This is a genomic window from Shewanella marisflavi (assembly GCF_002215585.1).
GTDB classification, from domain to species: Bacteria; Pseudomonadota; Gammaproteobacteria; order Enterobacterales; family Shewanellaceae; genus Shewanella; species Shewanella marisflavi.
Window position 1 is genome coordinate 1,155,790 of record NZ_CP022272.1, and the last position, 25,051, is coordinate 1,180,840.

The following is a 25,051-nucleotide window of genomic DNA, read 5'->3' on the forward strand; positions in this document are numbered from 1 at the left end:
ATGCCAAAACGTACAGATATAAAAAGTATTCTAATCCTGGGTGCCGGCCCGATCGTTATTGGTCAGGCGTGTGAGTTTGACTACTCTGGCGCTCAGGCCTGTAAGGCGCTTCGCGAAGAGGGTTACCGGGTTATTCTGGTGAACTCAAACCCTGCAACCATCATGACTGACCCAGAGATGGCCGATGCGACCTATATCGAGCCTATTCACTGGGAAGTCGTACGTAACATCATCGCCAAAGAGCGTCCCGATGCCATTCTGCCTACCATGGGCGGACAGACTGCACTGAACTGTGCGCTGCGCCTCGAGGCAGAAGGGGTTCTGGCCGAGTTCAACGTTGATATGATTGGCGCCACCGCCGATGCCATCGACAAGGCCGAAGACCGTAGTCGTTTCGACGCGGCGATGAAAAAGATTGGTCTTGAGTGTCCTCGTGCCGGTATCGCCCGCAGCATGGAAGATGCCTATCAGGTACTTGAGCAGGTTGGTTTCCCTTGTATTATCCGTCCATCATTTACCATGGGTGGTTCGGGTGGTGGTATCGCCTACAACAAGGAGGAGTTTGAGGAGATCTGTTCTCAGGGTCTTGAGCTTTCTCCAACTAACGAACTGCTGATCGATGAATCGCTTATCGGTTGGAAAGAGTATGAGATGGAAGTGGTTCGTGACCGCAACGATAACAGCATTATCGTCTGCTCTATCGAAAACTTCGATCCTATGGGTGTGCATACCGGTGACTCTATTACCGTTGCGCCAGCACAGACCCTGACAGACAAAGAATATCAGTTAATGCGTAACGCATCTTTGGCGGTACTGCGTGAGATTGGTGTTGAAACCGGTGGTTCAAACGTACAGTTTGGTATTAACCCGAAAGATGGCCGCATGGTGATCATTGAGATGAACCCGCGTGTATCGCGTTCATCGGCGTTGGCATCTAAAGCGACTGGCTTCCCTATCGCTAAGATCGCGGCCAAGCTTGCGGTTGGCTTTACCCTTGATGAGCTGAGCAACGATATTACTGGCGGTGCGACACCAGCTTCGTTCGAGCCTGCCATCGACTATGTGGTCACCAAGGTGCCACGCTTCAACTTTGAAAAGTTTGCCGGTGCAAATGACCGCCTGACCACTCAGATGAAGTCAGTGGGTGAGGTGATGGCAATTGGTCGTACTTTCCAGGAGTCACTGCAAAAAGCATTGCGTGGTCTGGAAGTCGGCGTAAATGGTCTCGACTCTATCGTCGATGTGGAAGATAACGATGCCTTGTCACGTATCCGCCACGAACTGAAAGAGCCTGGCGCCGAGCGTATTTGGTATATCGCCGATGCCTTCCGCGCTGGATTGAGCCTTGAGGCTATCTTCAAGCTGACCAATATTGACCCTTGGTTCCTGGTTCAGATCGAAGAGTTGCTGACCCTTGAGAGTCAGGTAAAAGAAGCCGGTATGTCCAACATGGACAAAGACTTCCTTTACAAGCTTAAGCGCAAAGGCTTCTCTGATGCGCGTCTTGCTGAGTTGCTGGGTGTGAGCGAATCAGAGATGCGCAAGCTGCGTTATCGCTACGAAGTGTACCCTGTGTACAAGCGTGTCGATACCTGTGCTGCCGAGTTCTCAACCGATACCGCCTACATGTACTCGACCTATGAGGAAGAGTGTGAGGCCAATCCTTCTAACCGTGACAAGATCATGGTGCTAGGTGGTGGTCCTAACCGTATCGGCCAAGGTATTGAGTTCGACTACTGCTGTGTTCACGCTGCGCTGGCGCTACGTGAAGATGGTTATGAAACTATCATGGTTAACTGTAACCCTGAAACGGTTTCAACCGACTATGACACCTCTGACAGACTCTATTTCGAATCTGTGACCCTGGAAGATGTGCTGGAGATCGTGCGTATCGAGCAGCCAAAAGGGGTTATCGTTCAGTATGGTGGCCAGACACCGCTTAAGTTGGCTCGTGACCTAGAGGCTGCTGGAGTACCAATTATCGGTACAAGCCCAGATGCCATCGACCGCGCCGAAGACCGTGAGCGTTTCCAGCAGGCGATTCAACGCCTGGAGATGAAGCAACCTGAAAACGATACCGTGACTACGGTTGAAGGGGCTGTCCTCTCTGCCGAGCGCATCGGTTATCCACTTGTGGTACGTCCATCTTATGTTCTGGGTGGCCGCGCAATGGAGATCGTTTACGACGAGCAGGATCTGCGTCGTTACTTTAACGAAGCGGTGAGTGTCTCTAACGCCTCTCCAGTATTGTTGGACCACTTCCTCGATAACGCTACCGAAGTGGATATCGATGCGATTTGTGACGGCAAAACGGTAGTGGTTGGCGCCATCATGGAACATATCGAGCAGGCGGGTGTTCACTCGGGTGACTCGGGTTGTTCTCTGCCACCTTACACCTTAAGCCAAGAGATCCAGGATCAGATGCGCGAGCAGGTGCGTAAGCTGGCGATGGAACTCGGCGTTGTGGGTTTGATGAATGTGCAGTTCGCGGTACAAGACAACACCATCTACATGATTGAGGTTAACCCTCGTGCGGCGCGTACCGTCCCATTTGTCTCTAAGGCAACGGGTGTACCTCTGGCTAAGATTGCCGCGCGCGTCATGGCCGGTCAAACACTGGAAGAGCTGGGCTTTACTGAAGAAGTGATCCCACCTTTCTACTCAGTCAAAGAAGTGGTGTTACCGTTCAACAAGTTCCCAGGTGTTGACCCACTACTTGGCCCTGAAATGCGCTCTACCGGTGAGGTGATGGGCGTGGGTGATACCTTCGCCGAAGCTTATGCCAAGGCTGAACTGGGTGCGACTTCAGAGGTGCCTAAGTCTGGCCGTGCACTGCTCTCTGTGCGTAACAGCGATAAGAATCGTGTTGCCGACCTAGCTGCTAAGCTTATTGAGCTGGGCTATGAGATCGATGCGACTCACGGCACTGCGGTTGTGTTAGGCGAAGCGGGTATTAACCCTCGCTTGGTGAACAAGGTGCACGAAGGTCGTCCGCACATTCTTGACCGTATCAAGAACGATGAGTACACCTATATCGTCAACACCACAGAAGGTCGTCAGGCGATTGAAGACTCGCGTCAGCTGCGCCGTGGAGCACTGCGTTACAAGGTGAACTACACCACGACCTTGAACGCTGCCTTTGCGACCTGTATGGCACACTCTGCCGACAGCCGTACCAATGTGACTTCGGTGCAGGAGTTGCATCAGCGCATTAAAGGCTAATTCGCCGTTACCATAAAAAAGGCCGCATTAGCGGCCTTTTTTATGGGCGGGTATTGAATCTAAGGCCTCTGTGTGGAGGATTGCGGCGGGTGAGACCATGGTCTTGCCCAATAATCACTAGCTGGGCGCGCTAAGGAACACACAGTTCTGGGCGCGCGATAACAAACTCTTGGTGATCCGATAGCTTCTGCCGTCGTCAGGGTATAGAATAGATTCATTCCAAGCGTTCTTTATTCCTAGTCAGTGGCCCAAGTGGTCAGGCTGACTAGGTTGCTTTTGTTTTAAGGAGACGAGTGTTCCTATGAATAAGGTTCCAATGACAGTTGTTGGTGCAGATCAACTACGTAAAGAGTTAGATTTTTTGAAGTTTGAGAAGCGACCAAAGATTGCTGAAGCCATTGGGGTTGCACGAGAACTTGGCGATCTGAAAGAGAATGCCGAATACCATGCGGCGCGTGAAGAGCAGGGCCTGTGTGAGGCGCGCGTGCGCGATATCGAAGGCAAGCTGTCTAATGCTCAGATCATTGATGTGACTAAGATGGAAAATACTGGTCGAGTGATCTTTGGCACAACTGTGACCATCTTAAATCTGGATACCGAAGAGGAATTTACCTATCGTATCGTGGGTGAAGATGAAGCTGACATCAAGGCTAACTTGATCTCGGTAACGTCACCGATTGCTCGTGGTTTGATTGGCAAATCAGAAGGTGATGAAGTTTCTATTCAGACGCCGGGTGGCATGACAGATTATGAGATCACTGCGGTAGAGTATATTTAAGCACTGATGCTCAGCGACAAAAAAGCCGCTATCTCTAGCGGCTTTTTTGTGTAGCCCAAGAGTTATTTCGCTCTTGGCACGGCAATCTTCATCTCTGGAGATTGACGGAATAGGACCAATACGTGACCGATGAGCTGAACCTTTTCAGCTTGAGTTTCGCGTACAATGGCGTCAACGACTGCATTTTTTAGCTCTCTGTCTCCAGAGGCAACTTTCACTTTGATTAATTCATGATGAGAGAGTGCATTATCAATTTCAGCCAGTACACCTTCAGTCAGGCCATTGGCACCAAGCTGTACAACAGGCTTGAGGTTATGCGCTAAGCCTTTTAGATGCTGTTTCTGTTTGGTTGTTAAGTTCATTTCTACCAACTTTATGCTGAGTTACTGTTGAAAAACCGCTATTCTACCCTCATATAGCCTTTGTGTAACTCATATTTGTTGCGGATTTTAAATGTCAGGTAAAAAACGAACAGCCAGTTCCGCCCGTTGGATGCAGGAACATTTCGATGATCATTATGTTAAGTTGTCGCAAAAACGGGGATTGCGTTCGCGCGCTGCGTTTAAAATTGAAGAGATACAACAAAAGGATAAGCTGATCCGCCCGGGCATGACAGTGGTTGACCTTGGGGCTGCTCCCGGTGGTTGGTCGCAGATTGCCGTTAAGTTGGCGGGTGACACGGGTAAGGTTATCGCCTGTGATATCTTACCTATGGACCCAATAGTGGGCGTTGACTTTCTTCAGGGAGATTTTCGTGAAGAAAAGGTACTCGACGCCTTACTTGAACGGGTAGGCGATGCTAAAGTTGATGTTGTGCTATCGGATATGGCGCCCAATATGAGTGGTACAGGTGGTGTGGATCAGCCGCGCGCCATGTATTTGGTGGAATTGGCTCTTGATATGTGTCATCAAGTGTTGGCACCAAATGGTAGTTTTGCTGTCAAAGTCTTTCAGGGGGAGGGCTTTGATGAGTATATGAAGGCGGTTAAAGAGGCATTTACCACCGTCAAAACACGTAAGCCAGACTCGTCGCGACCGCGTTCGCGTGAAGTCTATCTTGTGGCGACAGGATACAAGTTGTAGTAACCTAACGTCAGTAACCGCAAGACTGTATGAGGTCTAGTAATTTTGAGTGATATGGCAAAAAATTTAATTCTCTGGGTTGTCATCGCCGTTGTGCTGATGTCAGTGTTTCAGGGCTACTCCCCCTCTTCATCGAATTCCATGAAGATGGATTATTCAACATTCTTGGACGATGTGCGTTCTGGACAGATTAATACTGTCGAAGTGAAGAGCGACCAGCGTACTATCGAGGGTACCAAAAGAACCGGGGAAAAATTTACCACCATCATGCCTATGTATGACCAGGATCTGATCAATGATCTTGACCGTAAGGGCGTGACCATGAAGGGGCAGGAAGCGGAAGAGTCTGGTTTCTTAACGCAGATCTTTATCTCTTGGTTCCCTATGCTATTGCTTATCGGGGTATGGATCTTCTTCATGCGCCAGATGCAAGGCGGTGGCGGTAAAGGCGCCATGTCTTTTGGTAAGAGTAAAGCTAAGCTGATGAGCGAAGATCAGATCAAGACGACCTTCGGCGACGTTGCTGGCTGCGACGAAGCGAAGGAAGATGTCAAAGAGCTGGTCGATTACCTGAAAGAGCCAACCAAGTTCCAGAAACTGGGTGGTCGTATCCCGACGGGCGTGCTGTTAGTGGGCCCACCAGGTACAGGTAAAACCTTGCTGGCTAAAGCCATTGCCGGCGAAGCTAAGGTGCCTTTCTTTACCATTTCGGGTTCTGATTTCGTAGAGATGTTTGTTGGTGTCGGTGCATCCCGTGTACGTGACATGTTCGAACAAGCCAAGAAGTCGGCACCATGTATCATCTTTATCGATGAGATCGATGCTGTAGGTCGCCAGCGTGGCGCCGGTGTCGGTGGTGGTCATGATGAGCGTGAGCAGACCCTTAACCAGATGCTGGTTGAGATGGATGGTTTTGAGGGTAACGAGGGTATTATCGTTATCGCAGCAACCAACCGTCCCGATGTGTTGGATGCCGCCTTGCTACGTCCGGGTCGTTTCGACCGTCAAGTCGTGGTCGGTCTGCCAGATGTGCGTGGTCGTGAGCAGATCCTTAAAGTGCATATGCGCAAGGTGCCTTTAGCCGATGATGTTAAGGCAAGCGTCATTGCCCGTGGTACGCCAGGTTTCTCTGGTGCCGATCTGGCTAACCTGGTGAATGAGGCAGCGCTATTTGCCGCACGTGGTAACCGTCGTGTCGTTGGAATGGAAGAGTTTGAAAGTGCCAAAGATAAGATCATGATGGGCGCTGAGCGCCGTACCATGGTGATGTCAGAGGAAGAGAAGGAGATGACTGCCTATCACGAAGCGGGTCACGCTATCGTTGGCTGTCTGGTTCCTGAGCATGACCCTGTGCATAAGGTCACTATTATTCCTCGTGGCCGTGCTCTTGGGGTTACCTTCTTCCTGCCTGAAGCCGATGCTATCAGTCAGAGTCGTCGTAAGTTAGAGAGCCAAATCTCGGTAGCCTACGGTGGCCGTATTGCCGAAGAGTTGATCTACGGTAGCGAGCGTGTGTCAACGGGAGCTTCTCAAGACATTAAGTATGCGACATCCATTGCGCGTAACATGGTGACCCAATGGGGCTTCTCTGAGAAGCTGGGCCCAGTCCTCTATGCCGAAGATGAAAATGAAGTCTTTTTAGGCCGTAGTATGGGTAAGTCACAGCATATGTCTGATGAGACTGCCAAGGTTATTGATGACGAAGTGAAAATTCTTATCGATAGCAACTACGGAAGAGCTCATACTTTCCTAACAGAAAATATGGACATCCTTCATGCAATGAAAGATGCCTTGATGAAGTACGAGACTATCGACGCGACACAAATTGAAGATCTGATGGCTCGCCGCGAAGTGCGTGCACCAGCTGATTGGAACATGGATGAAAACGGTTCTAACGGCAAAGGAAAAGGCGGTCATGGTGAAGCTGTTGAGACTACTGATAAGGCCGAGCAAAGCGTTGAGGCTGAGCCTGCCAGTGAACCAAAAGAAGGTGATGAATCACCTGTGGTTAAGTAAGCTTCATTGCGATAGATAAAACGCATAATGTCAGAAAACCCCGTCAGGGGTTTTCTTGTTTCAGTTAACCAGTAATAGATTAAGGGGCCTGTCTTGCAACAAGGGTTTCAACTCGTCAGTGGCGATAAATGCCTGGATCTTTCACAGCCTAGGGTGATGGGGATCCTCAATGTTACTCCAGATTCATTTTCAGACGGTGGCCGTTTTACTAGCATAGAGCGCGCTTGTCGCCATGCCGATGAGTTGGTGGCTCAAGGTGCCTGTTTTATCGATATTGGCGGCGAGTCAACCCGCCCCGGTGCCGACGAAGTCAGTGTTCAAGATGAGCTGGACAGAGTTATTCCGTTAGTCGAATATGTCAGTCGTCATCACGATGTGTGGATATCGGTGGATACCAGTAAACCTGAGGTGATGGCTGAGGCGGTCGCCGCTGGCGCGCATTTGATTAATGATGTACGCGCCTTACAAGAGCCCGGTGCTTTAGCGGTAGCGGCAAAGCTGAATGTGCCTGTTTGTTTGATGCATATGCAGGGACAACCCCGAACCATGCAGGACTCGCCTGTTTATCAGGATATCATCAGTGATATCAGTCAGTTTTTTGAGCAACGAATCAGCGCTTGTTTGGCGGCTGGAATTAGACGAGAAAACCTGCTCTTGGACCCTGGCTATGGTTTTGGCAAGACCTTATCCCACAACTATGAGTTATTAAATCGTCAGGGTGAGCTCGCGTCTTTTGGTTTGCCTATGCTAATAGGGTTATCGCGCAAGAGCATGATAGGCAATCTGTTAAATGTTCCTGTGGATGAGCGACTGGCCGGCAGTCTGACCGCCGCGCTCTTGAGTATTCAGCATGGCGCGCATATTATCCGTGTCCATGATGTAAAACCGACCATGGATATGATCAGGGTCATGCAGGCTACGGCCAATTATCAGGCATTATAGATTAAAGTGCTGCCTAGAGGGCGGTAAGAAACGAGTGGATCACAGACATTAGCTCCTGGGAGGAGCCGAGGTAGAACAAGTGAGAAAATTTTTCGGAACCGATGGTATTAGAGGTAAAGTTGGCGCGGGTAAGATGACCCCTGAATTGGCGCTTAAACTTGGTTGGGCGGCTGGACGAGTCTTATCCCGTATCGGCACTAAGAAGGTGATCATAGGTAAGGATACCCGTATTTCAGGGTATCTGTTCGAATCCGCGATGGAAGCAGGTCTGTCTGCGGCAGGCTTAAATGTGATGCTGATGGGGCCTATGCCAACACCTGCTGTCGCTTACTTAACCCGCACCTTTAGGGCCGAAGCGGGTGTGGTGATCAGCGCCTCTCATAATCCTTACTATGACAACGGTATCAAGTTTTTCTCTACCGACGGCAGTAAGCTGGATGACGAGGTTGAGCTAGAAATCGAGCGAGAACTGGAAAAACCACTGGAGTGTGTTGAGTCACACCTGCTGGGTAAGGTGTCTCGTATTGATGACGCTGCAGGTCGTTATATCGAATACTGTAAGGGTAACTTCCCGGCAGAGCATACCCTAAACGGCCTAAAAATCGTGGTCGATTGTGCCCATGGTGCCACTTACCATATCGCACCGAGTGTGTTTCGTGAGCTAGGTGCTGAGGTGATCGCCATTGGCGATAAACCCAATGGCATCAATATCAATCATGAGGTAGGTGCTACCTCTATGGGTAAGATACGTGAAACCGTGATCGCCGAGAAGGCGGATCTGGGTATAGCGCTCGATGGCGACGGTGATCGTATCATGATGGTTAATCGTCATGGTAAGGTGATTGACGGTGACGAGATCCTCTATATCTTAGCTTGTGATGCCCAAGACAGAGGCGTGTTAAAGGGCGGTGTGGTAGGCACCCTGATGTCAAACCTGGGTCTCGATTTGGCGCTAAAGGCGCGTGATATTCCCTTCGCCCGCTCAAAGGTGGGTGACCGCTATGTGATGGAGCTGCTCAAAGAGAAGGAATGGCGTATCGGCGGAGAAAACTCTGGTCACATTCTAAACCTGGATCATGGCACCACAGGTGATGGCATAGTGGCCGGTATCTTAGTGTTGGCAGCCATGTGTCGTAAGCAGGCGACGCTTGAAGAGCTGACCGAAGGTATTAAGATGCTACCTCAGGTGCTGGTAAACGTGCGCTTCGAAGGGAGTCATGACCCTCTCAAGGCTGACAGCGTGTTAAACGCTCAAGCGGAAGTTGAGGCTAAGCTAGGTGAGCGTGGCCGCGTACTCCTACGTAAGTCAGGTACTGAACCCTTGATCCGCGTGATGGTTGAAGGTGATGTAGCCAGCGATGTGAAGGCCCACGCCAACTATATTGCCGAAGCGATCAAGGCTTTGGTTTAACGCTTCGAACAGGAATTAGCCTTGTCGGGTTAATTCCTGCCCTATTTTTTGTGTGTGAGAATAAAAAGTAATCGCTTCGACGGTTTATCGCAAAAAATCGAGATTTAGGTATTGTAACTTAACAAGTGGTTCGCTATTATTCAGCCCGCTTTCAGAAGGAGACGGTGATGGCCCTAAGACGCCCAATGGTCGCTGGTAACTGGAAAATGAACGGTACTGCGCAACTAGCGCAAGAGTTATTTACCAAGTTTGCTACCAAGCTTCAAGATGATTCTGCGGAAGTGGTCTTATGTCCGCCAACTATTTTTCTTGAAAGTGTACGTCAGCAGTTAGACGCTAATAAAGAAGCCTTAAACGGTTGTCTTGTTCGGATGGGTGCGCAAAACCTAAGTCAGCATGACTTTGGCGCCTATACCGGTGAAGTGTCTGGGCAGATGTTAAAAGATTCTGGATGTCGCTATGTGATTATCGGTCACTCAGAGCGTCGTAGAATGTACGGCGAAACCAGCGATATCGTGGCGGAGAAATTTGCCGCTGCACAGAAGCATGGTTTGACCCCTATATTATGTGTAGGTGAGTCTGGCCCAGCTCGAGAAGCAAGACGCACCTTTGAGGTGATTGCGGAAGAGTTGGATGTGGTCATCGAGAAGAATGGCACCATGGCTTTTGATAATGCAATTATCGCCTATGAGCCGCTTTGGGCTGTAGGGACAGGTAAGAGCGCTACGCCAGAGCAGGCGCAAGAAGTACATGCGTTTATTCGCAAGCGTCTCTCTGAAGTGTCTCCGTTTATCGGAGAGAATATCAGGATTTTGTACGGTGGTAGCGTAACGCCGAGTAATGCAGCAGATCTATTTGCGCAGCCTGATGTAGATGGTGGACTGATAGGCGGTGCTAGCTTAAACTCTACCGAGTTTTTAAGTTTATGTTCGATAGCGATGAGCGCATAATATGTACGAAGTTCTAATGGTTATTTACTTGTTGGTTGCGTTGGGCCTGATTGGCTTAATCCTCATCCAGCAAGGGAAAGGTGCTGATATGGGAGCCTCTTTTGGCGCCGGTGCTTCAGCAACATTGTTCGGTTCTTCTGGTTCGGGTAATTTTTTAACTCGTTCTACGGCGATTCTGGCGATTGCTTTCTTTGCCCTAAGTTTGACAATTGGCAATTTGAGCGCGAACCACACCAAGGCTGAAGAATCTTGGAAAGATTTAGGTGCCGACGCGGCAGCAGTGACTGAACAAGTGACTGACGCAGCACAAGATGCACCAAAGTCAGAAGATAAAATCCCTGACTAATTGCTCGAAAGAGCAAACGTAACCCTAGGTTGCGTGACTGGAAGACTCGAGTAGCCTCACTACTCAAAAACAGAATCAACCAGTCTAAGTAATGATCACATGCGGATGTGGTGGAATTGGTAGACACGCCATCTTGAGGGGGTGGTGAGCTATGCTCGTGAGGGTTCAAGTCCCTCCATCCGCACCAAATTTAGATTGAGTCTTACTTAATCTGAATCGATAAAGTAAAACATGAGTTTCGCTTTATCATTGCAAATATTGTTCTCTATCAATATAATTGCAGCAGTTGACGCGGGGTGGAGCAGTTTGGTAGCTCGTCGGGCTCATAACCCGAAGGTCGTCGGTTCAAATCCGGCCCCCGCAACCAGCTTCCCAGTGATGAAGTTTATCTTCATTTCTGTTACAGGTTCTGAATGATATGACCTCGTGATTACGGGGTTTTTTGTTATCTGGACTTTTGAAATATCGTCATTTGATGATGTCGTACTGGGGCTTTATGCCCTTTTTTGTTTTTCGGGGGGTAACCTTGGCAACTTTAGAAAGTAAGCTGGAACAGATGCTTATCGCACCAGTTGAAGCATTGGGCCATAGTCTGTGGGGACTTGAGTATGTGCAAGCAGGCAAGCATTCAGTGCTGCGTGTATATATAGATAATGAAAACGGCATTTTTATCGATGATTGTGCCGATGTCAGTCGCCAGATCAGTGCCGTGCTCGACGTCGAGGACCCGATCTCGAACGAATACACATTAGAAGTTTCTTCGCCTGGTGTAGATAGACCATTATTTACTGCAGAGCAGTATGCGCAATACACAGGTGAAACCGTAAAGGTACAACTGACTATGCCTGTCGCTGGTAGTCGTAATTTAAAAGGGACCGTCACGGGCGTTGAGGGGCAGATGCTGACTCTTACTGTTGATGGCAACGAACTGATTATTGCCTTGGATAATATCCGTAAGGGCAACCTAATCGCTAAGTTTTGATGGATTCGAGCTGAACGAGGCAAGAGAATGAACAAAGAGATTCTGCTAGTCGCTGAGGCGGTTTCAAATGAGAAGGCCGTGCCACGCGAAAAGATTTTTGAAGCGTTGGAAATCGCGTTAGCTACAGCAACCAAGAAAAAATATGAAGGCGATATAGAGGTTCGTGTCGCTATCGATCGTAAGACTGGTGAGTACGAAACCTTCCGTCGTTGGATGGTGGTTGAAGATCATGGTGAGGCGCTGGAAAACCCATTCCGCGAGATCACGCTTGAAGCCGCTCGCTATGAAAACCCAGAGATCCAAGTGGGTGATTATATCGAAGACGAGATTGAGTCAGTTGTCTTTGACCGTATTACTACACAAACCGCTAAGCAAGTGATTGTGCAAAAGGTGCGTGAAGCAGAACGTGCACAAATCGTTGATCAGTTCCTCGAAAAAGAGGGTGAGCTAATCACGGGTGTGGTGAAGAAGAGTAACCGTGAAAGCGTGGTTGTCGACCTCGGAAACAATGCCGATGCCGTGCTGTTTAAGGAAGACCTTATTTCGCGTGAAAGCTTCCGTCCGGGTGATCGTGTACGTGCGCTGCTTTATGCCGTGCGTCCTGAGGCGCGTGGTGCGCAGCTGTTCCTGACCCGTACCAAGCCAGACATGCTGATTGAGCTGTTCCGCGTAGAAGTACCTGAGATCGCCGATGAGATGATCGAGATCATGGGCGCTGCTCGTGACCCAGGTTCTCGCGCTAAGATCGCGGTGAAATCAAACGACCGTCGCATCGATCCTATCGGTGCCTGTGTGGGTATGCGCGGCGCGCGTGTTCAAGCGGTTTCAAATGAATTAGGCGGCGAGCGTGTTGATATCGTGCTTTGGGACGACAACCCAGCGCAATTTGTGATCAATGCGATGGCGCCCGCCGATGTGGCCTCTATCATAGTTGACGAAGATAACCATTCAATGGATATCGCGGTAGAAGCCGATTCACTGGCGCAAGCCATTGGCCGTAACGGTCAAAACGTACGTTTAGCCACCCAGTTATCGGGCTGGGAGCTTAACGTGATGACAGTGGAAGATATGCAGGCTAAGCACCAGGCAGAAAGTGCCAAGGTTGTTAACCTGTTCGTTTCTGCACTGGATGTCGATGAAGATTTTGCTCAAGTATTGGCTGATGAAGGTTTTACCTCACTTGAAGAAGTGGCCTATGTACCTGAGTCAGAACTACTTGAAATCGACGGCTTCGACGAGGAGATCGTTGAGGCACTCAGAGAGCGCGCTAAGGCTGCAATCTCTACACGGGCTTTGGCATCCGAAGAGGCACTCGATGGTGCTGAGCCAAGCGAAGATTTACTTGCCCTAGAAGGTTTAGAACGTCATTTGGCGTACGTGTTGGCAAGTAAAGGCGTAATTACGCTTGAAGATTTAGCCGAACAAGGCATTGATGATTTGATCGAGATTGAAGAATTAACAGAAGAAAAGGCTGGTGAGCTCATCATGGCAGCCCGCAATATCTGTTGGTTTGGCGAAGAAGCTTAAGTCGATCAACAGAGGGGATTTTACAGATGGCAGATACCACAGTAGCAAAACTGGCCGAGGAAGTAGGGAAAAGTGCTGATCGATTAGTTGAGCAGTTTTCTGAGGCAGGAATTAAGAAGAGTAAAACAGATACTGTTTCTGAAGAAGAAAAGCAGAAATTGCTTGAGTTTCTTAAGAAGCAACATGGCGGCGATGCAACGCCAACCAAGATGACACTGCAGCGTAAATCCATTTCGACACTGAGCGTGTCGGGTAGTGGTGGTCAGTCTAAAGACATCAAAGTGGAAGTGCGTAAGAAGCGTACTTTCGTGAAGCGTGACCCAGCGGCAGAAGCCGAGGCGGAAGCCAAAGCTAAAGCTGAAGCGGAAGCTAAAGCGGCGGCAGAAGCCGAAGCTAAGGCCAAGGCCGAAGCGGAAGCCAAAGCCAAAGCCGAAGCGGAAGCCGCAGCAAAAGCCAAGGCTAAGGCCGAAGCTGAAGCTAAGGCGAAGAAAGCAGCCGAAGGTAAGCCAGTGGTTGAAGAGACTGCAGAAGAGAAAGCCGCCAAGGTGGAAGAAGCTCGTCTGTTAGCTGCTAAAGAAGCCGCTGCTAAGGCTAAAGCCGATGAAGAAGCTAAGGCTGCGGCCGAAGAAGCGCGTCGTCTTGCCGAAGAGAACGAAAAGCGTTGGGCTGAAGAAGAGCGCATTCGTAAAGAGTCAGAAAAAAGTGCCGATCACCATGTGACCACTTCAACTGAAGCGCGCGCAGCAGAAGACACTGCCGACATGAACGCAGAGAAGCGTGGCCGCCGTGCCCGTAAGCCTGCTGGCGGTAAGAAAGAAGCTCTGAACAAGAAGCGCGGCGGTAGAGATGCTCGTGGCGGTCGTAATCAGCGTAACCAGCGTAATGCGCCTGAGTCTATGGACCATGGCTTTAACAAGCCAGCAGTGGCTGTGACTCGTGATGTGAGCATCGGCGAGACAGTGACTGTTGCCGAGTTGGCACAGAAGATGGCGGTTAAAGCAACTGAGATCATCAAACAGATGATGAAGATGGGGACTATGGTCACCATCAACCAGGTGCTTGATCAGGAAACTGCGCAGTTGGTTGCCGAAGAGATGGGCCACAAGGTTGTATTGATCCGTGAAAACGAGCTTGAGCATCAAGTACTCGCTGACCGTGACGGCAACGTTAAAGTTGAGCCTCGTGCGCCAGTGGTAACCATCATGGGTCACGTTGACCATGGTAAGACATCACTACTCGACTACATTCGCCGTGCGAAAGTGGCATCTGGTGAGGCCGGTGGTATTACCCAGCATATCGGTGCATACCATGTTGAAACCGGTAATGGCATGATCACCTTCTTAGATACGCCAGGTCACGCCGCGTTTACCGCAATGCGTGCTCGTGGTGCTAAGGCGACCGATATCGTGGTATTGGTTGTGGCGGCCGATGACGGCGTGATGCCACAGACCATTGAAGCGATTCAGCATGCTAAGGCCGGTGGTGTTCCACTGATTGTTGCAGTGAACAAGATAGATAAGCCAGAAGCAGACCCAGATCGCGTTAAGTCTGAACTTTCACAGCATGGTGTCATGTCTGAAGATTGGGGCGGGAACAACATGTTTGTTCACGTGTCAGCTAAGTCTGGTGAAGGTATCGACGAGTTGCTTGAAGGCATCTTGCTTGAAGCCGAAGTTCTTGAGCTTAAAGCGGTTCGTGAAGGCATGGCGGCCGGTGTGGTTGTTGAGTCTAAACTGGATAAGGGTCGCGGCCCTGTTGCCACCGTTTTGGTACAAGAAGGTACCCTGAAGCAGGGCGATATCGTTCTTTGTGGTCTTGAGTACGGTAAAGTCCGTGCGATGAAGGATGAGAATGGTAAGTCAATCACCGAAGCAGGTCCATCGATTCCGGTCGAGATCTTAGGTCTTTCTGGTGTGCCATCAGCTGGTGACGAAGCAACGGTTGTTCGTGACGAGCGTAAGGCGCGTGAAGTGGCGCTATACCGTCAAGGTAAGTTCCGCGATGTTAAGCTGGCTCGTCAGCAGAAGTCTAAACTAGAGAATATGTTCGCTAACATGACTGAAGGCGAAGTCCAAGAGTTGAACATAGTGCTTAAGGCCGATGTACAAGGTTCTCTGGAAGCGATTTCTGACTCGCTCAACAAACTGTCTACCGATGAGGTGAAGGTAAATATCATCGCCAGCGGTGTGGGTGGTTTGACCGAGACTGATGCAACGCTTGCTGCGGCATCTAACGCTATTATGGTGGGCTTCAACGTTCGTGCCGATGCACAGGCGCGTAAGACCATCGAGAGCGAGAGTGTTGACCTACGTTACTACAGCGTTATCTATCATCTGATTGATGAAGTTAAAGCGGCCATGGGCGGCATGTTGTCTCCTGAGTTCAAGCAAGAGATCATTGGTCTTGCCGAAGTACGTGATGTGTTCAAGTCTCCTAAGATAGGTGCTATCGCCGGTTGTATGGTCACCGAAGGTACCATCAAGCGTAGCGCGCCTATCCGCGTACTGCGTGATAACGTGGTGATCTTCGAAGGTGAGCTGGAATCACTGCGTCGCTTTAAAGACGACGTTAGCGAAGTGCGTAACGGCATGGAGTGTGGTATCGGCGTGAAGAACTATAATGACGTCAAAGTTGGCGATCAGATAGAGGTCTTCGAAACGGTCGAAATCGCTCGAACCTTATAATCATAAAGGGGCGGCGTAAGCCGCCCTTTTTGTTCAGGCATGACCCAGAGTCAAGACGCGACCCAAGTAGCAGTGGTTGCAGCTTCACCGAGCCGGTCACCTGTTTTTGAGATGGCAAATATTATGGCAAGAGAATTTAGTCGTACTCGTCGCATCGCACAGCAGCTTCAGCAGGAGCTGGCCCAAGTGCTGCAACGCGACATCAAAGATCCGCGTATCGGCATGGTGACAGTGAACGATGTCGATGTGTCACGGGATCTTAGTTATGCAAAGGTCTATGTCACCTTCTTCGAGGAAGACAAGGCCGTTGTCGAGGAGAAGTTGGCGGCATTAGAGACAGCATCAGGTTATGTACGTTCTCTAGTGGCTGGCAGAATGAAGCTGAGGGTGATGCCCGAAATTCGCTTCATTTACGATGCCTCGTTGGTTGAAGGTATGCGTATGTCTAACTTGGTGAGTCAAGTGATCACTAAAGATGAGGCAAAAGCGCGGGAGCATGGTCGTGAAGATGACGACCAGGAAGCATCTGAGCAAGGTGATAAGTAATGGCGCGTAAACCTAGAGGTCGATTGGTCGACGGCATAGTGCTGCTGGACAAAGACACGGGAATGAGCTCCAACTTTGCCCTGCAAAGAGTTAAACGTATCTATAACGCGGCGAAGGCGGGCCACACAGGCGCGCTAGATCCACTCGCCACTGGCATGCTGCCTATCTGCTTGGGGGAAGCGACCAAGTTCTCCCAGCATCTGCTAGATGCCGATAAGCGCTATCTGGTCACCGCTAAATTGGGTGTGCGCACCGATACCAGCGATTCAGATGGTGAAGTGGTGCAGACGCGTCCTATCGACTTTACTCAGCAGCAACTCGAAGAGGCGCTTGAGTATTTTCGCGGTGAGACCATGCAGGTCCCTTCTATGTACTCGGCGCTCAAATATCAGGGCCAGCCTCTGTACAAGTATGCCCGTGAAGGCAAAGAGGTGCCCCGTGAGGCGCGTCCTATCACAGTGCATGAGCTTAACTTTATTAAGCTCGAAGGTGACGAACTGACGCTGGATATTCATTGTTCCAAGGGGACCTATATTCGCACGATCACAGACGATCTGGGTGAGATGTTAGGTTGTGGCGCGCATGTGATCATGTTACGCCGCACCGGGGTGGCAGGTTATCCTTATGACAAGATGGTGACCCTGGAACAACTAGAGGCACTGCTTGCTCAAGCTCAAAGTGAGGATGTTGCACCGAAAGTCTTACTCGATCCTTTATTGCTACCTATGGACACTGCGGTCAGCGATTTGAAAGAGATCAATGTCAGCGATGAGCTGGCCCATTATCTGATGAATGGTAACCCTGTTCAGGTAGCGAATCTGCCCGTCGATGAGCTGGTGCGGATCACCTTAGGTGACGCAAGGCGATTTGTCGGTATAGGTCAGATGAATGACGATGGCTTACTGGCGCCAAAGCGCCTGGTGGTTCTGCATGACGAGCAGGCTTAATGCTTGCTTAATGGCCATAAAATCGGTAATATAGCGCGCTCTCTTCGGCTGAGTTAGTGATCGGCTGAAGCATTTATATACTTTTGGAGAAAAAAATGTCACTAAGTAAAGAAGTAAAAGCACAAATCCTGGCTGATTTCGGCCGTGGTGAGAATGATTCTGGTTCTACTGAAGTTCAGGTTGCACTGCTAACTGCACAAATCAACCACCTACAAGGTCACTTCAAAGAGCACATCCATGATCATCACTCACGTCGTGGTTTGCTTCGCATGGTTAACTCTCGTCGTAAGCTACTAGCTTACCTGAAGCGCACTGAAAACGAGCGCTATCAAGAGCTTATCAAGAAGTTAGGTCTACGTCGCTAATCAATCGATTAGTGCTGTAGTGAAAAAGGAGGCTTAGCCTCCTTTTTTTATGGATGTTTTTCGCGTGAGCTTGATGTCAGTTGCGGCTACAGTTGGCTGATGCTGGCGGTATTGGGCGCGATATATTTTTCTTCGAATTCAGTAATATCCAGAGGCTGACTATAGTAGAAGCCTTGACCTATTTCACAATCCATCTGCTTTAACCAATCGAGTTGCTGTTCGTTCTCTATGCCCTCCGCCACAATGTGCAGATTCAGTTGTTTGCCGAGCATCAAGATAGTAGAAGCGATGGCGCTTTCGTTGGGCAGGTCGGTCACAAAACAGCGATCAATCTTCATCGTCGTGATCGGTAGATGGCGCAGATAAGAGAGAGAAGAGTAGCCTGTACCGAAGTCATCGACCGCGATACCAAAGCCTGCACTCTTAAGTTGCTCGAGCTTATGAATAGCAAGCTCAATATCATTCATCAATGAGGTTTCGGTGATCTCTACCTCTAACAGACTGGGGTTTATTTGATATCTCAGTGCAAGTTGCTTGATGTCAGGCACCAGGCTGGCATCGGCAAATTGCTGTGAGGCCACGTTAACGGCGATGGGGATGGCGTAGTTGTAGCGTTTGCGCCAGTGCTTTAGCGTGCGGCAGGCTTCTTCGATCACCCAACGTCCCAGTGGGATGATAATCCCCGTCTCTTCGGCAACGGGAATAAAAGACATTGGGCTAATGAGTCGGCCATCTTTTTTCCAGCGGATCAGGGCTTCACAAGCGATCACCTTACCGGTTTTGATATTAAATTTGGGTTGGAAGTGCAGTAAAAACTCGTTGTTCTTTAAGGCATCGTGAAGCGAGGCTTCGGTTCTCAGGCGCACCGCAGCTCGTTCAGTCATCTGCTGCTTAAAGAAGGCCCATTGGTTCGACCCCGCCGCTTTGGCGCTGTACATGGCTATATCGGCGTGGCGAATCAAATCTTCGGCGCTCAAGCCATCGTCTGGGTAGATGGAGATCCCCACTGAGGCCGCAGGGTGAATCGTGTGTTCATTGAGTTGAAGCGGCACGTTAAGCTGCATCAGTAGCTTGTCGACAAAGTCAGCTGCCTGATCTGGTGTTCTGGCATCTTCGGCTAAGATAACAAACTCATCGCCGCCGAGGCGGGCGACGGTACCACGATCGCCAACGACACGCTCTAACACCCTGGCGATACGCGCCAGAAATTGATCACCCAGGGCATGACCAAGTGAATCATTAACGTTTTTGAAGCGATCGAGATCGATAAACAACATGGTAAATTGATGTTTATGTACTCTCGCTCTTTGAATCGATACCGCTATGGTTTCTAGTAGCAAGGTGCGGTTGGGCAGACCGGTTAAGGGATCTCGGGTGGCCATGCGGCGCAATTTGCTTTGGGTTTGACCAAATTGGATTAAGATTTGGTTGAATTTTGATGTCACTAATCCCAGCTCATCGTCCTGGTGGGCAGATGACGTGGGCAGTAAGTTTTCGTCCGGTAGTTCAGGGTCGATTTTATCTATCGCTTCACTGATCTCGGCAATGGGTTTAGTGAGGAAGCGATGGAAGATGATCGACAGAGCCATGGTTACCAGTAGGGCGCGGGCTAAGGTCGCCAGAAAACTGAAACGCAGCTGGGAAAAGAGTGTATTTGCCAGTTCCTGGGTGTTATAGAAAATGGTGAGTGTACCTATGACCTGCTGCTTCTCTGTTCCCTCAAAAAAAGAAGGCCGATATAAGGTGCGGCTGAACTGTTTCAAATCGCCAAACAGTTTTTCGCTCATTGTGCGGACTAAGGGGTTATCGGTAAAAGGATTATTCATTGAGACAAACATGCTGCCATCGTCGAGTTCGATCACTGCTTCGCCGACATGTTCAACCTTAAGTATTCCCTCAAGGGTTTGGGCGGCAAGATTATCATCAAGTGCCCAGACGGCATTAGCGGCGGGTTGTTCAATGGAGTCCAGGAGTTCTTCTTGAGCAACGATAAGTTGTTGACGGGCGGAGATGCCGACAAGCGCGACTTCGACGATAAAAATAGCAACGGCAAAAAATAACGCTGAAAACACAACCAGTGTTGTTTGTTTCCATGTTAACGATTTGAACCGTGTGCTCATTTGCCACCCCTTACATTCTTAGTGACCAATCACATTCTATTTTTTAGAAAAAGCAGCGATAGACAGAAATTTATCTTTATCTACCCACTTTAGAGAAAAGATTACGCTTTGTCATCTACATGTGCTCTTTATCTATTGATTAGACTTGCAGTATACTTAGCCGCGAAATTAAGGTTATTAAATTAAGGAAAGGTTCACGTGAATCCAATCGTAAAGAGTTTTGAATATGGTCAGCACACAGTCACGCTAGAGACTGGGGTTATTGCACGTCAAGCAGACGCAGCTGTTTTGGCAAGTATGGGTGATACAACAGTATTGGTAACTGTTGTTGGCAAGAAAGCTGAAGAGCCAGGTCGTGACTTTTTCCCGTTAACCGTTAATTACCAGGAAAAAACTTACGCTGCGGGTAAAATCCCTGGTGGATTTTTCAAACGCGAAGGCCGTCCTTCAGAAGGCGAAACCCTTACTGCGCGTCTGATTGACCGTCCTATTCGTCCACTATTCCCGAATGGTTTTAAGAACGAAGTTCAAGTCATCATCACTGTGGTTTCTGTTGATCCAGAGATCAGCCCAGAAGTTATCTCTATGATAGGTACCTCGGCGGCGCTGTCTATCTCAGGCATCCCATTCAACGGTCCACTAGGTTCAGCCCAAGTAGGTTATGTCGATGGCGAATATATCCTCAACCCAACGGTTTCTCAGTTAAAAGAGAGTCAACTTGAGCTGTCTGTTGCTGGTACCGAAAATGCGGTACTTATGGTTGAGTCTGAAGCCAGTGCTCTGCCTGAAGAAGTTATGCTAGGTGCAGTGGTTTATGGTCACGAGCAGCAGCAAGTGGTGATCAATGCCATTAAAGAACTGCGCGCCGAAGTAAACAAGCCAATGTGGGACTGGAAACCTGCTGAAGTTGATGCTGAGTTGGTTGAGAAGGTTCGCGTACTGGCCGAAGAAGGTTTTACCAATGCTTACCAGATCACTGCTAAGCATGAGCGTCGTGACGCCGTTATCGAAGTGAAGCAAGCGGCTATCGCTAAGCTGGTAGAAGAAAATCCAGACGTTGATCTTGCTGAAGCCGACAAGCTGCTGGGTAGCCTGGAGAAGAAGGTTGTTCGTAGCCGAATCATCGCTGGTAACCCACGTATCGACGGCCGTGAGCCAGATATGATCCGTGCCCTGAGCGTGATGGCTGGCGTACTGCCACGTACTCACGGTAGTGCACTGTTCACCCGTGGTGAAACTCAGGCACTGGTCACTTGTACCTTAGGTACTGAGCGTGACGCACAGAAGATCGATAGCATCATGGGCGAGCAAACCAGCCGCTTCATGCTGCACTACAACTTCCCACCATACTCTGTTGGTGAAACCGGTATGGTTGGTTCGCCTAAGCGTCGTGAAATTGGTCACGGTAAGCTAGCATGGCGCGGTATCAATGCCGTTATGCCAACGGCTGAAGAGTTCCCATACAGCGTACGTGTAGTGTCTGAAATCACAGAATCTAACGGTTCAAGCTCTATGGCTTCTGTATGTGGTACTTCTCTGGCACTGATGGACGCTGGTGTACCGATCAAGACTTCGGTTGCCGGTATTGCTATGGGTCTAGTGAAGGAAGGCGATGACTTTGTCGTTCTGTCTGACATCTTGGGTGATGAAGATCACTTAGGTGACATGGACTTTAAAGTAGCCGGTACTCGTGACGGTATCACTGCACTGCAGATGGATATCAAGATCGAAGGTATCACTCAGGAGATCATGCAGATCGCACTGCAACAAGCCTATGGTGCTCGTGTGCATATCTTGAACGTGATGGACCAAGCTATCTCTGGTCACCGTGCAGATATCTCTGATCACGCTCCACGTATCACCACTCTGAAGATTAACCCAGAGAAGATTCGTGACGTGATTGGTAAAGGTGGCGCAACCATTCGCGCGCTAACCGAAGAGACTGGCACTACCATCGAGCTGGAAGATGACGGTACTGTGAAGATTGCTTCAGCTAACGGCGAAGCGACTAAAGAAGCTATCCGTCGTATCCAGGAGATCACTGCAGAAGTTGAAGTCGGTACTGTTTACAATGGTAAGGTTGTTCGTATCGTTGACTTCGGTGCCTTCGTGACTATCCTTCCGGGTAAAGACGGTCTGGTGCATATTTCACAAATCGCTGAAGAGCGTGTTGCTAACGTTTCTGACTACTTAGAAGTTGGTCAGGAAGTGAAGGTTAAGGTGATGGAAGTTGATCGCCAAGGCCGCGTACGTCTGTCGATGAAAGAAGCTCAGCCGAAAGAAGAAGCGGCAAGCGAATAATCGATAGCTAAAGCGAGTTGAGATTAAAAGGAGACCAATAGGTCTCCTTTTTTATTGGTTTTTACTAATTGAAGATAGCCGTGACTAGTTGGTATTGCTATGATTGGGGCTATTGCAGCGGTGAAAAGGTTAAATGGATGACTTATAAATTGCGCTCGGTCTCGTTAGCTATGATGACTGGCTTAAGTTTGTTACTAACAGGATGTGTATCGACTCAACCGGCAGCAACGGCGGAGCAGGGTAAGTTAATGGTCGCCCCCGTTATGCCTGACTACAAACTTGAAGTCACCCTGGCAAGGCTCAATGATATCTTAGCCTCTGCAGAGTTAACGCCAGAGCAGCGTGCTCGTTTTCACTATGATCGCGGCGTTATTTATGACAGTGTTGGCCTGCGCATTCTTAGCCGTATCGATTTTCACCAATCATTAAAACTCCAGCCTAATCTTGCTGATGCCTATAACTTTATCGGCATCTATTACACCCAGGAAGGCGAATTCGAGAGTGCCTATGAGGCGTTCGATGCCGTGCTCGAGTTATCCCCCGAATATGATTATGCCTATCTGAATCGTGGTATAGCGCTTTACTATGGACAGCGTGATGAGCTTGCCGTTGCCGACATGCAATCTTTCTATCAGGCCAATGAGCAAGATGGCTATCGCGCCCTGTGGCTTTATATTACCGAGGTTAAGCGTGATGCCGAGCAGGCAAAGCTGCACTTAGCTGAAAATCGAAGCAAGCTTGATGACTCTCAGTGGTCTACAACCTTAGTGGATTTTTATCTCGGTAAGCTGAGCCGCGACCAAGTGTTTCAGATCGCCAAGCAGGGCTTAAGTCATCCTAATGAGTACGCAGAGCGTCTTTGCGAGGCCTACTTTTACATCGCTAAAGTGGCTCAGAAGCAGGGTAACTACAGCGATGCTGCCAACTATTTCAGGCTTGCCTTAGCGACTAATATCTATGATTTCGTTGAACACAGGTATGCCAGGGTAGAGCTGGCAAACATGAGTGAGTTGCTCACCCAGCCCTAAGACGAGCGAAAGTTCAGTTAAACAGTGCTAAAGGCCCTTTTTGTGTGAAAGGGCCTTTCTCTTTCCGGCAATTGGGACACACCCTGTAAGGCGTCGCTAAGCCCTGCAGATTCCGGTTGCTAAACTAGCCATAAGCTAAGCTTGGCGCTATAATTGCCGGCTTTTAGCACTCCATCAAATTCGCAGGTAATCATGTCAGGCAATAAAGTTGAAGTCGACAAGCGTCGTACTTTCGCCATCATCTCGCACCCCGATGCGGGTAAAACCACTATCACCGAAAAGGTCTTGTTATTCGGACAGGCTTTGCAGAAGGCGGGAACGGTAAAAGGCAAGAAGTCGGGACAGCATGCCAAGTCTGACTGGATGGAGATGGAAAAAGATCGTGGTATTTCGATTACTACCTCTGTGATGCAGTTTCCCTATCGTGAAGCCCTGGTCAACCTGCTGGATACCCCGGGTCACGAAGACTTCTCGGAAGATACCTATCGTACGCTGACCGCGGTGGATTCTTGCCTTATGGTGATCGACTCGGCTAAAGGTGTAGAGCAGCGCACAATTAAATTAATGGAAGTGACACGTCTGCGTGATACGCCTATCGTGACTTTCATGAACAAACTTGACCGCGATATCCGCGATCCTATCGAACTGATGGATGAAGTGGAAAACGTACTCAATATTGCCTGTGCGCCGATCACTTGGCCTATCGGTGCTGGCAAGGAGTTTAAAGGTGTCTATCACCTGCTGCGTGACGAAGTGGTACTGTATCAGGGCGGCATGGGTCATACCATTCAGGATTCGCGTGTCATCAAGGGACTGGATAATCCAGAACTCGATGAGGCGATCGGCAGCTATGCACAAGATCTGCGCGACGAGATGGAGTTGGTACTCGGTGCCTCTCACGAATTTGATTTAGAGGCTTTCCTTAAGGGCGAGCTGACGCCGGTATTCTTCGGTACTGCACTGGGTAACTTTGGTGTTGACCATATTCTTGACGGCATTGTCGAGTGGGCACCGCGTCCTCAGGCGCGTGAGTCGGATCTACGCAATGTTGAGCCGGACGAACCTAAATTCAGTGGCTTCGTGTTTAAGATTCAAGCAAATATGGATCCTAAGCACAGAGACCGTGTGGCCTTTATGCGCATCTGCTCAGGACGTTACGAGCAGGGAATGAAGATGCACCATGTGCGCATAGGTAAAGATGTAAACGTAAGTGATGCCTTAACCTTTATGGCGGGTGACCGTAATCGCGCTGAGGCGGCTTATCCTGGCGATATTATCGGATTACACAATCACGGAACCATTCGCATTGGTGACACCTTTACTCAAGGCGAAAAGCTGCGCTTTACCGGAATTCCTAACTTTGCGCCTGAGATGTTCCGTCGTATCAGGCTTAAAGACCCGCTCAAGCAGAAGCAATTGCTTAAAGGTCTGGTTCAGCTCTCAGAAGAAGGTGCCGTGCAGGTGTTCCGCCCATTGGATACAAACGATCTGATTGTGGGCGCTGTCGGTGTGCTGCAGTTTGAGGTGGTAGTACAGCGTCTTAAGAGTGAATACAAGGTTGAGGCTATCTATGAGGCGATCAGCGTAGCCACGGCGCGTTGGGTGTACAGCAAAGATAGCAAGAAACTGGAAGAGTTTAAGCGTAAATGCAGTAATAACCTTGCACTCGATGGTGGCGATAACCTGACTTATGTCGCCCCGACTATGGTTAACCTTAACCTGTCGATGGAACGTTATCCGGATATCGAATTTGCCAAAACGCGGGAAAATTAATTCCGATAAAAAAGCAGCCTAGGCTGCTTT

19 protein-coding genes and 2 tRNA genes are annotated in these 25,051 nt (G+C 49.4%); 19 read left to right on the forward strand and 2 right to left on the reverse strand.

Annotated elements, in window-relative coordinates; all coding sequences use genetic code 11:
- The gene (carB, locus tag CFF01_RS05200; RefSeq protein WP_033537394.1) at positions 1–3,222 is read left to right on the forward strand and encodes a carbamoyl-phosphate synthase large subunit; all 3,222 of its coding nucleotides are present in this window, start codon (positions 1–3) and stop codon (positions 3,220–3,222) included.
- 301 nt (positions 3,223–3,523) lie between these two features.
- Complete coding sequence (gene greA / locus CFF01_RS05205) at positions 3,524–4,000, forward strand: transcription elongation factor GreA (RefSeq protein WP_088904096.1); 477 nt, start codon at positions 3,524–3,526, stop codon at positions 3,998–4,000.
- Positions 4,001–4,062: 62 nt separating this feature from the next.
- Here the strand turns inward: greA and yhbY are convergent, their stop codons facing one another.
- Positions 4,063–4,362 carry a ribosome assembly RNA-binding protein YhbY gene (gene yhbY / locus CFF01_RS05210; RefSeq protein WP_033537396.1) on the reverse strand — a complete coding sequence of 100 codons (300 nt, stop codon included), beginning with the start codon at positions 4,360–4,362 and terminating at the stop codon, positions 4,063–4,065.
- 91 nt (positions 4,363–4,453) lie between these two features.
- Here yhbY and rlmE point away from each other — a divergent pair, with 91 nt between their 5' ends.
- The 14 genes from rlmE (at position 4,454) to rpsO (ending at position 17,799) form a co-directional block, all read left to right on the forward strand.
- Positions 4,454–5,083, forward strand: a complete 630-nt coding sequence (gene rlmE / locus CFF01_RS05215) for a 23S rRNA (uridine(2552)-2'-O)-methyltransferase RlmE (protein ID WP_033537397.1) — start codon at positions 4,454–4,456, stop codon at positions 5,081–5,083.
- A 45-nt stretch (positions 5,084–5,128) separates the two neighbouring features.
- A complete protein-coding gene (ftsH, locus tag CFF01_RS05220; RefSeq protein ID WP_088904097.1) occupies positions 5,129–7,099 on the forward strand; it encodes an ATP-dependent zinc metalloprotease FtsH in 1,971 nt (656 codons plus the stop codon).
- Positions 7,100–7,255: 156 nt separating this feature from the next.
- Positions 7,256–8,041, forward strand: a complete 786-nt coding sequence (folP, locus tag CFF01_RS05225) for a dihydropteroate synthase (RefSeq protein WP_088905882.1) — start codon at positions 7,256–7,258, stop codon at positions 8,039–8,041.
- A gap of 79 nt (positions 8,042–8,120) precedes the next feature.
- Complete coding sequence (gene glmM / locus CFF01_RS05230; protein WP_088904098.1) at positions 8,121–9,452, forward strand: phosphoglucosamine mutase; 1,332 nt, start codon at positions 8,121–8,123, stop codon at positions 9,450–9,452.
- Between the two features lie 167 nt (positions 9,453–9,619).
- A complete protein-coding gene (tpiA, locus tag CFF01_RS05235) occupies positions 9,620–10,402 on the forward strand; it encodes a triose-phosphate isomerase (RefSeq protein ID WP_033537401.1) in 783 nt (260 codons plus the stop codon).
- A gap of 1 nt (position 10,403) precedes the next feature.
- Complete coding sequence (gene secG, locus CFF01_RS05240; RefSeq protein ID WP_033537402.1) at positions 10,404–10,748, forward strand: preprotein translocase subunit SecG; 345 nt, start codon at positions 10,404–10,406, stop codon at positions 10,746–10,748.
- Between the two features lie 101 nt (positions 10,749–10,849).
- A tRNA-Leu gene (locus tag CFF01_RS05245) sits at positions 10,850–10,935 on the forward strand.
- 103 nt (positions 10,936–11,038) lie between these two features.
- Positions 11,039–11,115: transfer RNA gene (locus tag CFF01_RS05250), tRNA-Met, on the forward strand.
- 159 nt (positions 11,116–11,274) lie between these two features.
- On the forward strand, positions 11,275–11,730 hold the full coding sequence (gene rimP / locus CFF01_RS05255; RefSeq protein ID WP_033537750.1) for a ribosome maturation factor RimP: 456 nt from the start codon (positions 11,275–11,277) through the stop codon (positions 11,728–11,730).
- Between the two features lie 27 nt (positions 11,731–11,757).
- On the forward strand, positions 11,758–13,257 hold the full coding sequence (nusA, locus tag CFF01_RS05260) for a transcription termination factor NusA (protein WP_033537403.1): 1,500 nt from the start codon (positions 11,758–11,760) through the stop codon (positions 13,255–13,257).
- 26 nt (positions 13,258–13,283) lie between these two features.
- Entirely contained in the window at positions 13,284–15,941 is a 2,658-nt protein-coding gene (gene infB, locus CFF01_RS05265; RefSeq protein WP_088904099.1) for a translation initiation factor IF-2, read from the forward strand.
- A 123-nt stretch (positions 15,942–16,064) separates the two neighbouring features.
- The gene (gene rbfA, locus CFF01_RS05270; RefSeq protein ID WP_033537405.1) at positions 16,065–16,487 is read left to right on the forward strand and encodes a 30S ribosome-binding factor RbfA; all 423 of its coding nucleotides are present in this window, start codon (positions 16,065–16,067) and stop codon (positions 16,485–16,487) included.
- Positions 16,487–17,434 (forward strand): tRNA pseudouridine(55) synthase TruB, encoded by a 948-nt coding sequence (gene truB / locus CFF01_RS05275; protein WP_088904100.1) that lies wholly within the window; start codon positions 16,487–16,489, stop codon positions 17,432–17,434. The genes rbfA and truB overlap by 1 nt, the downstream gene beginning before the upstream one ends.
- A 95-nt stretch (positions 17,435–17,529) precedes the next feature.
- On the forward strand, positions 17,530–17,799 hold the full coding sequence (rpsO, locus tag CFF01_RS05280) for a 30S ribosomal protein S15 (RefSeq protein ID WP_033537407.1): 270 nt from the start codon (positions 17,530–17,532) through the stop codon (positions 17,797–17,799).
- An 86-nt stretch (positions 17,800–17,885) separates the two neighbouring features.
- Here rpsO and CFF01_RS05285 read toward each other — a convergent pair whose 3' ends face one another.
- Positions 17,886–19,919, reverse strand: a complete 2,034-nt coding sequence (locus CFF01_RS05285) for a putative bifunctional diguanylate cyclase/phosphodiesterase (RefSeq protein ID WP_088904101.1) — start codon at positions 19,917–19,919, stop codon at positions 17,886–17,888.
- Between the two features lie 198 nt (positions 19,920–20,117).
- On the opposite strand from CFF01_RS05285, the gene pnp reads away from it, so the two are divergent.
- The 3 genes from pnp (at position 20,118) to prfC (ending at position 25,021) form a co-directional block, all read left to right on the forward strand.
- Complete coding sequence (gene pnp, locus CFF01_RS05290; protein WP_088904102.1) at positions 20,118–22,220, forward strand: polyribonucleotide nucleotidyltransferase; 2,103 nt, start codon at positions 20,118–20,120, stop codon at positions 22,218–22,220.
- A gap of 137 nt (positions 22,221–22,357) precedes the next feature.
- Positions 22,358–23,248: a lipoprotein NlpI gene (nlpI, locus tag CFF01_RS05295; protein WP_033537410.1), complete on the forward strand. Its 891-nt coding sequence runs from the start codon at positions 22,358–22,360 to the stop codon at positions 23,246–23,248.
- Between the two features lie 192 nt (positions 23,249–23,440).
- Complete coding sequence (prfC, locus tag CFF01_RS05300) at positions 23,441–25,021, forward strand: peptide chain release factor 3 (RefSeq protein WP_033537411.1); 1,581 nt, start codon at positions 23,441–23,443, stop codon at positions 25,019–25,021.
- Positions 25,022–25,051: the final 30 nt, after the last annotated feature.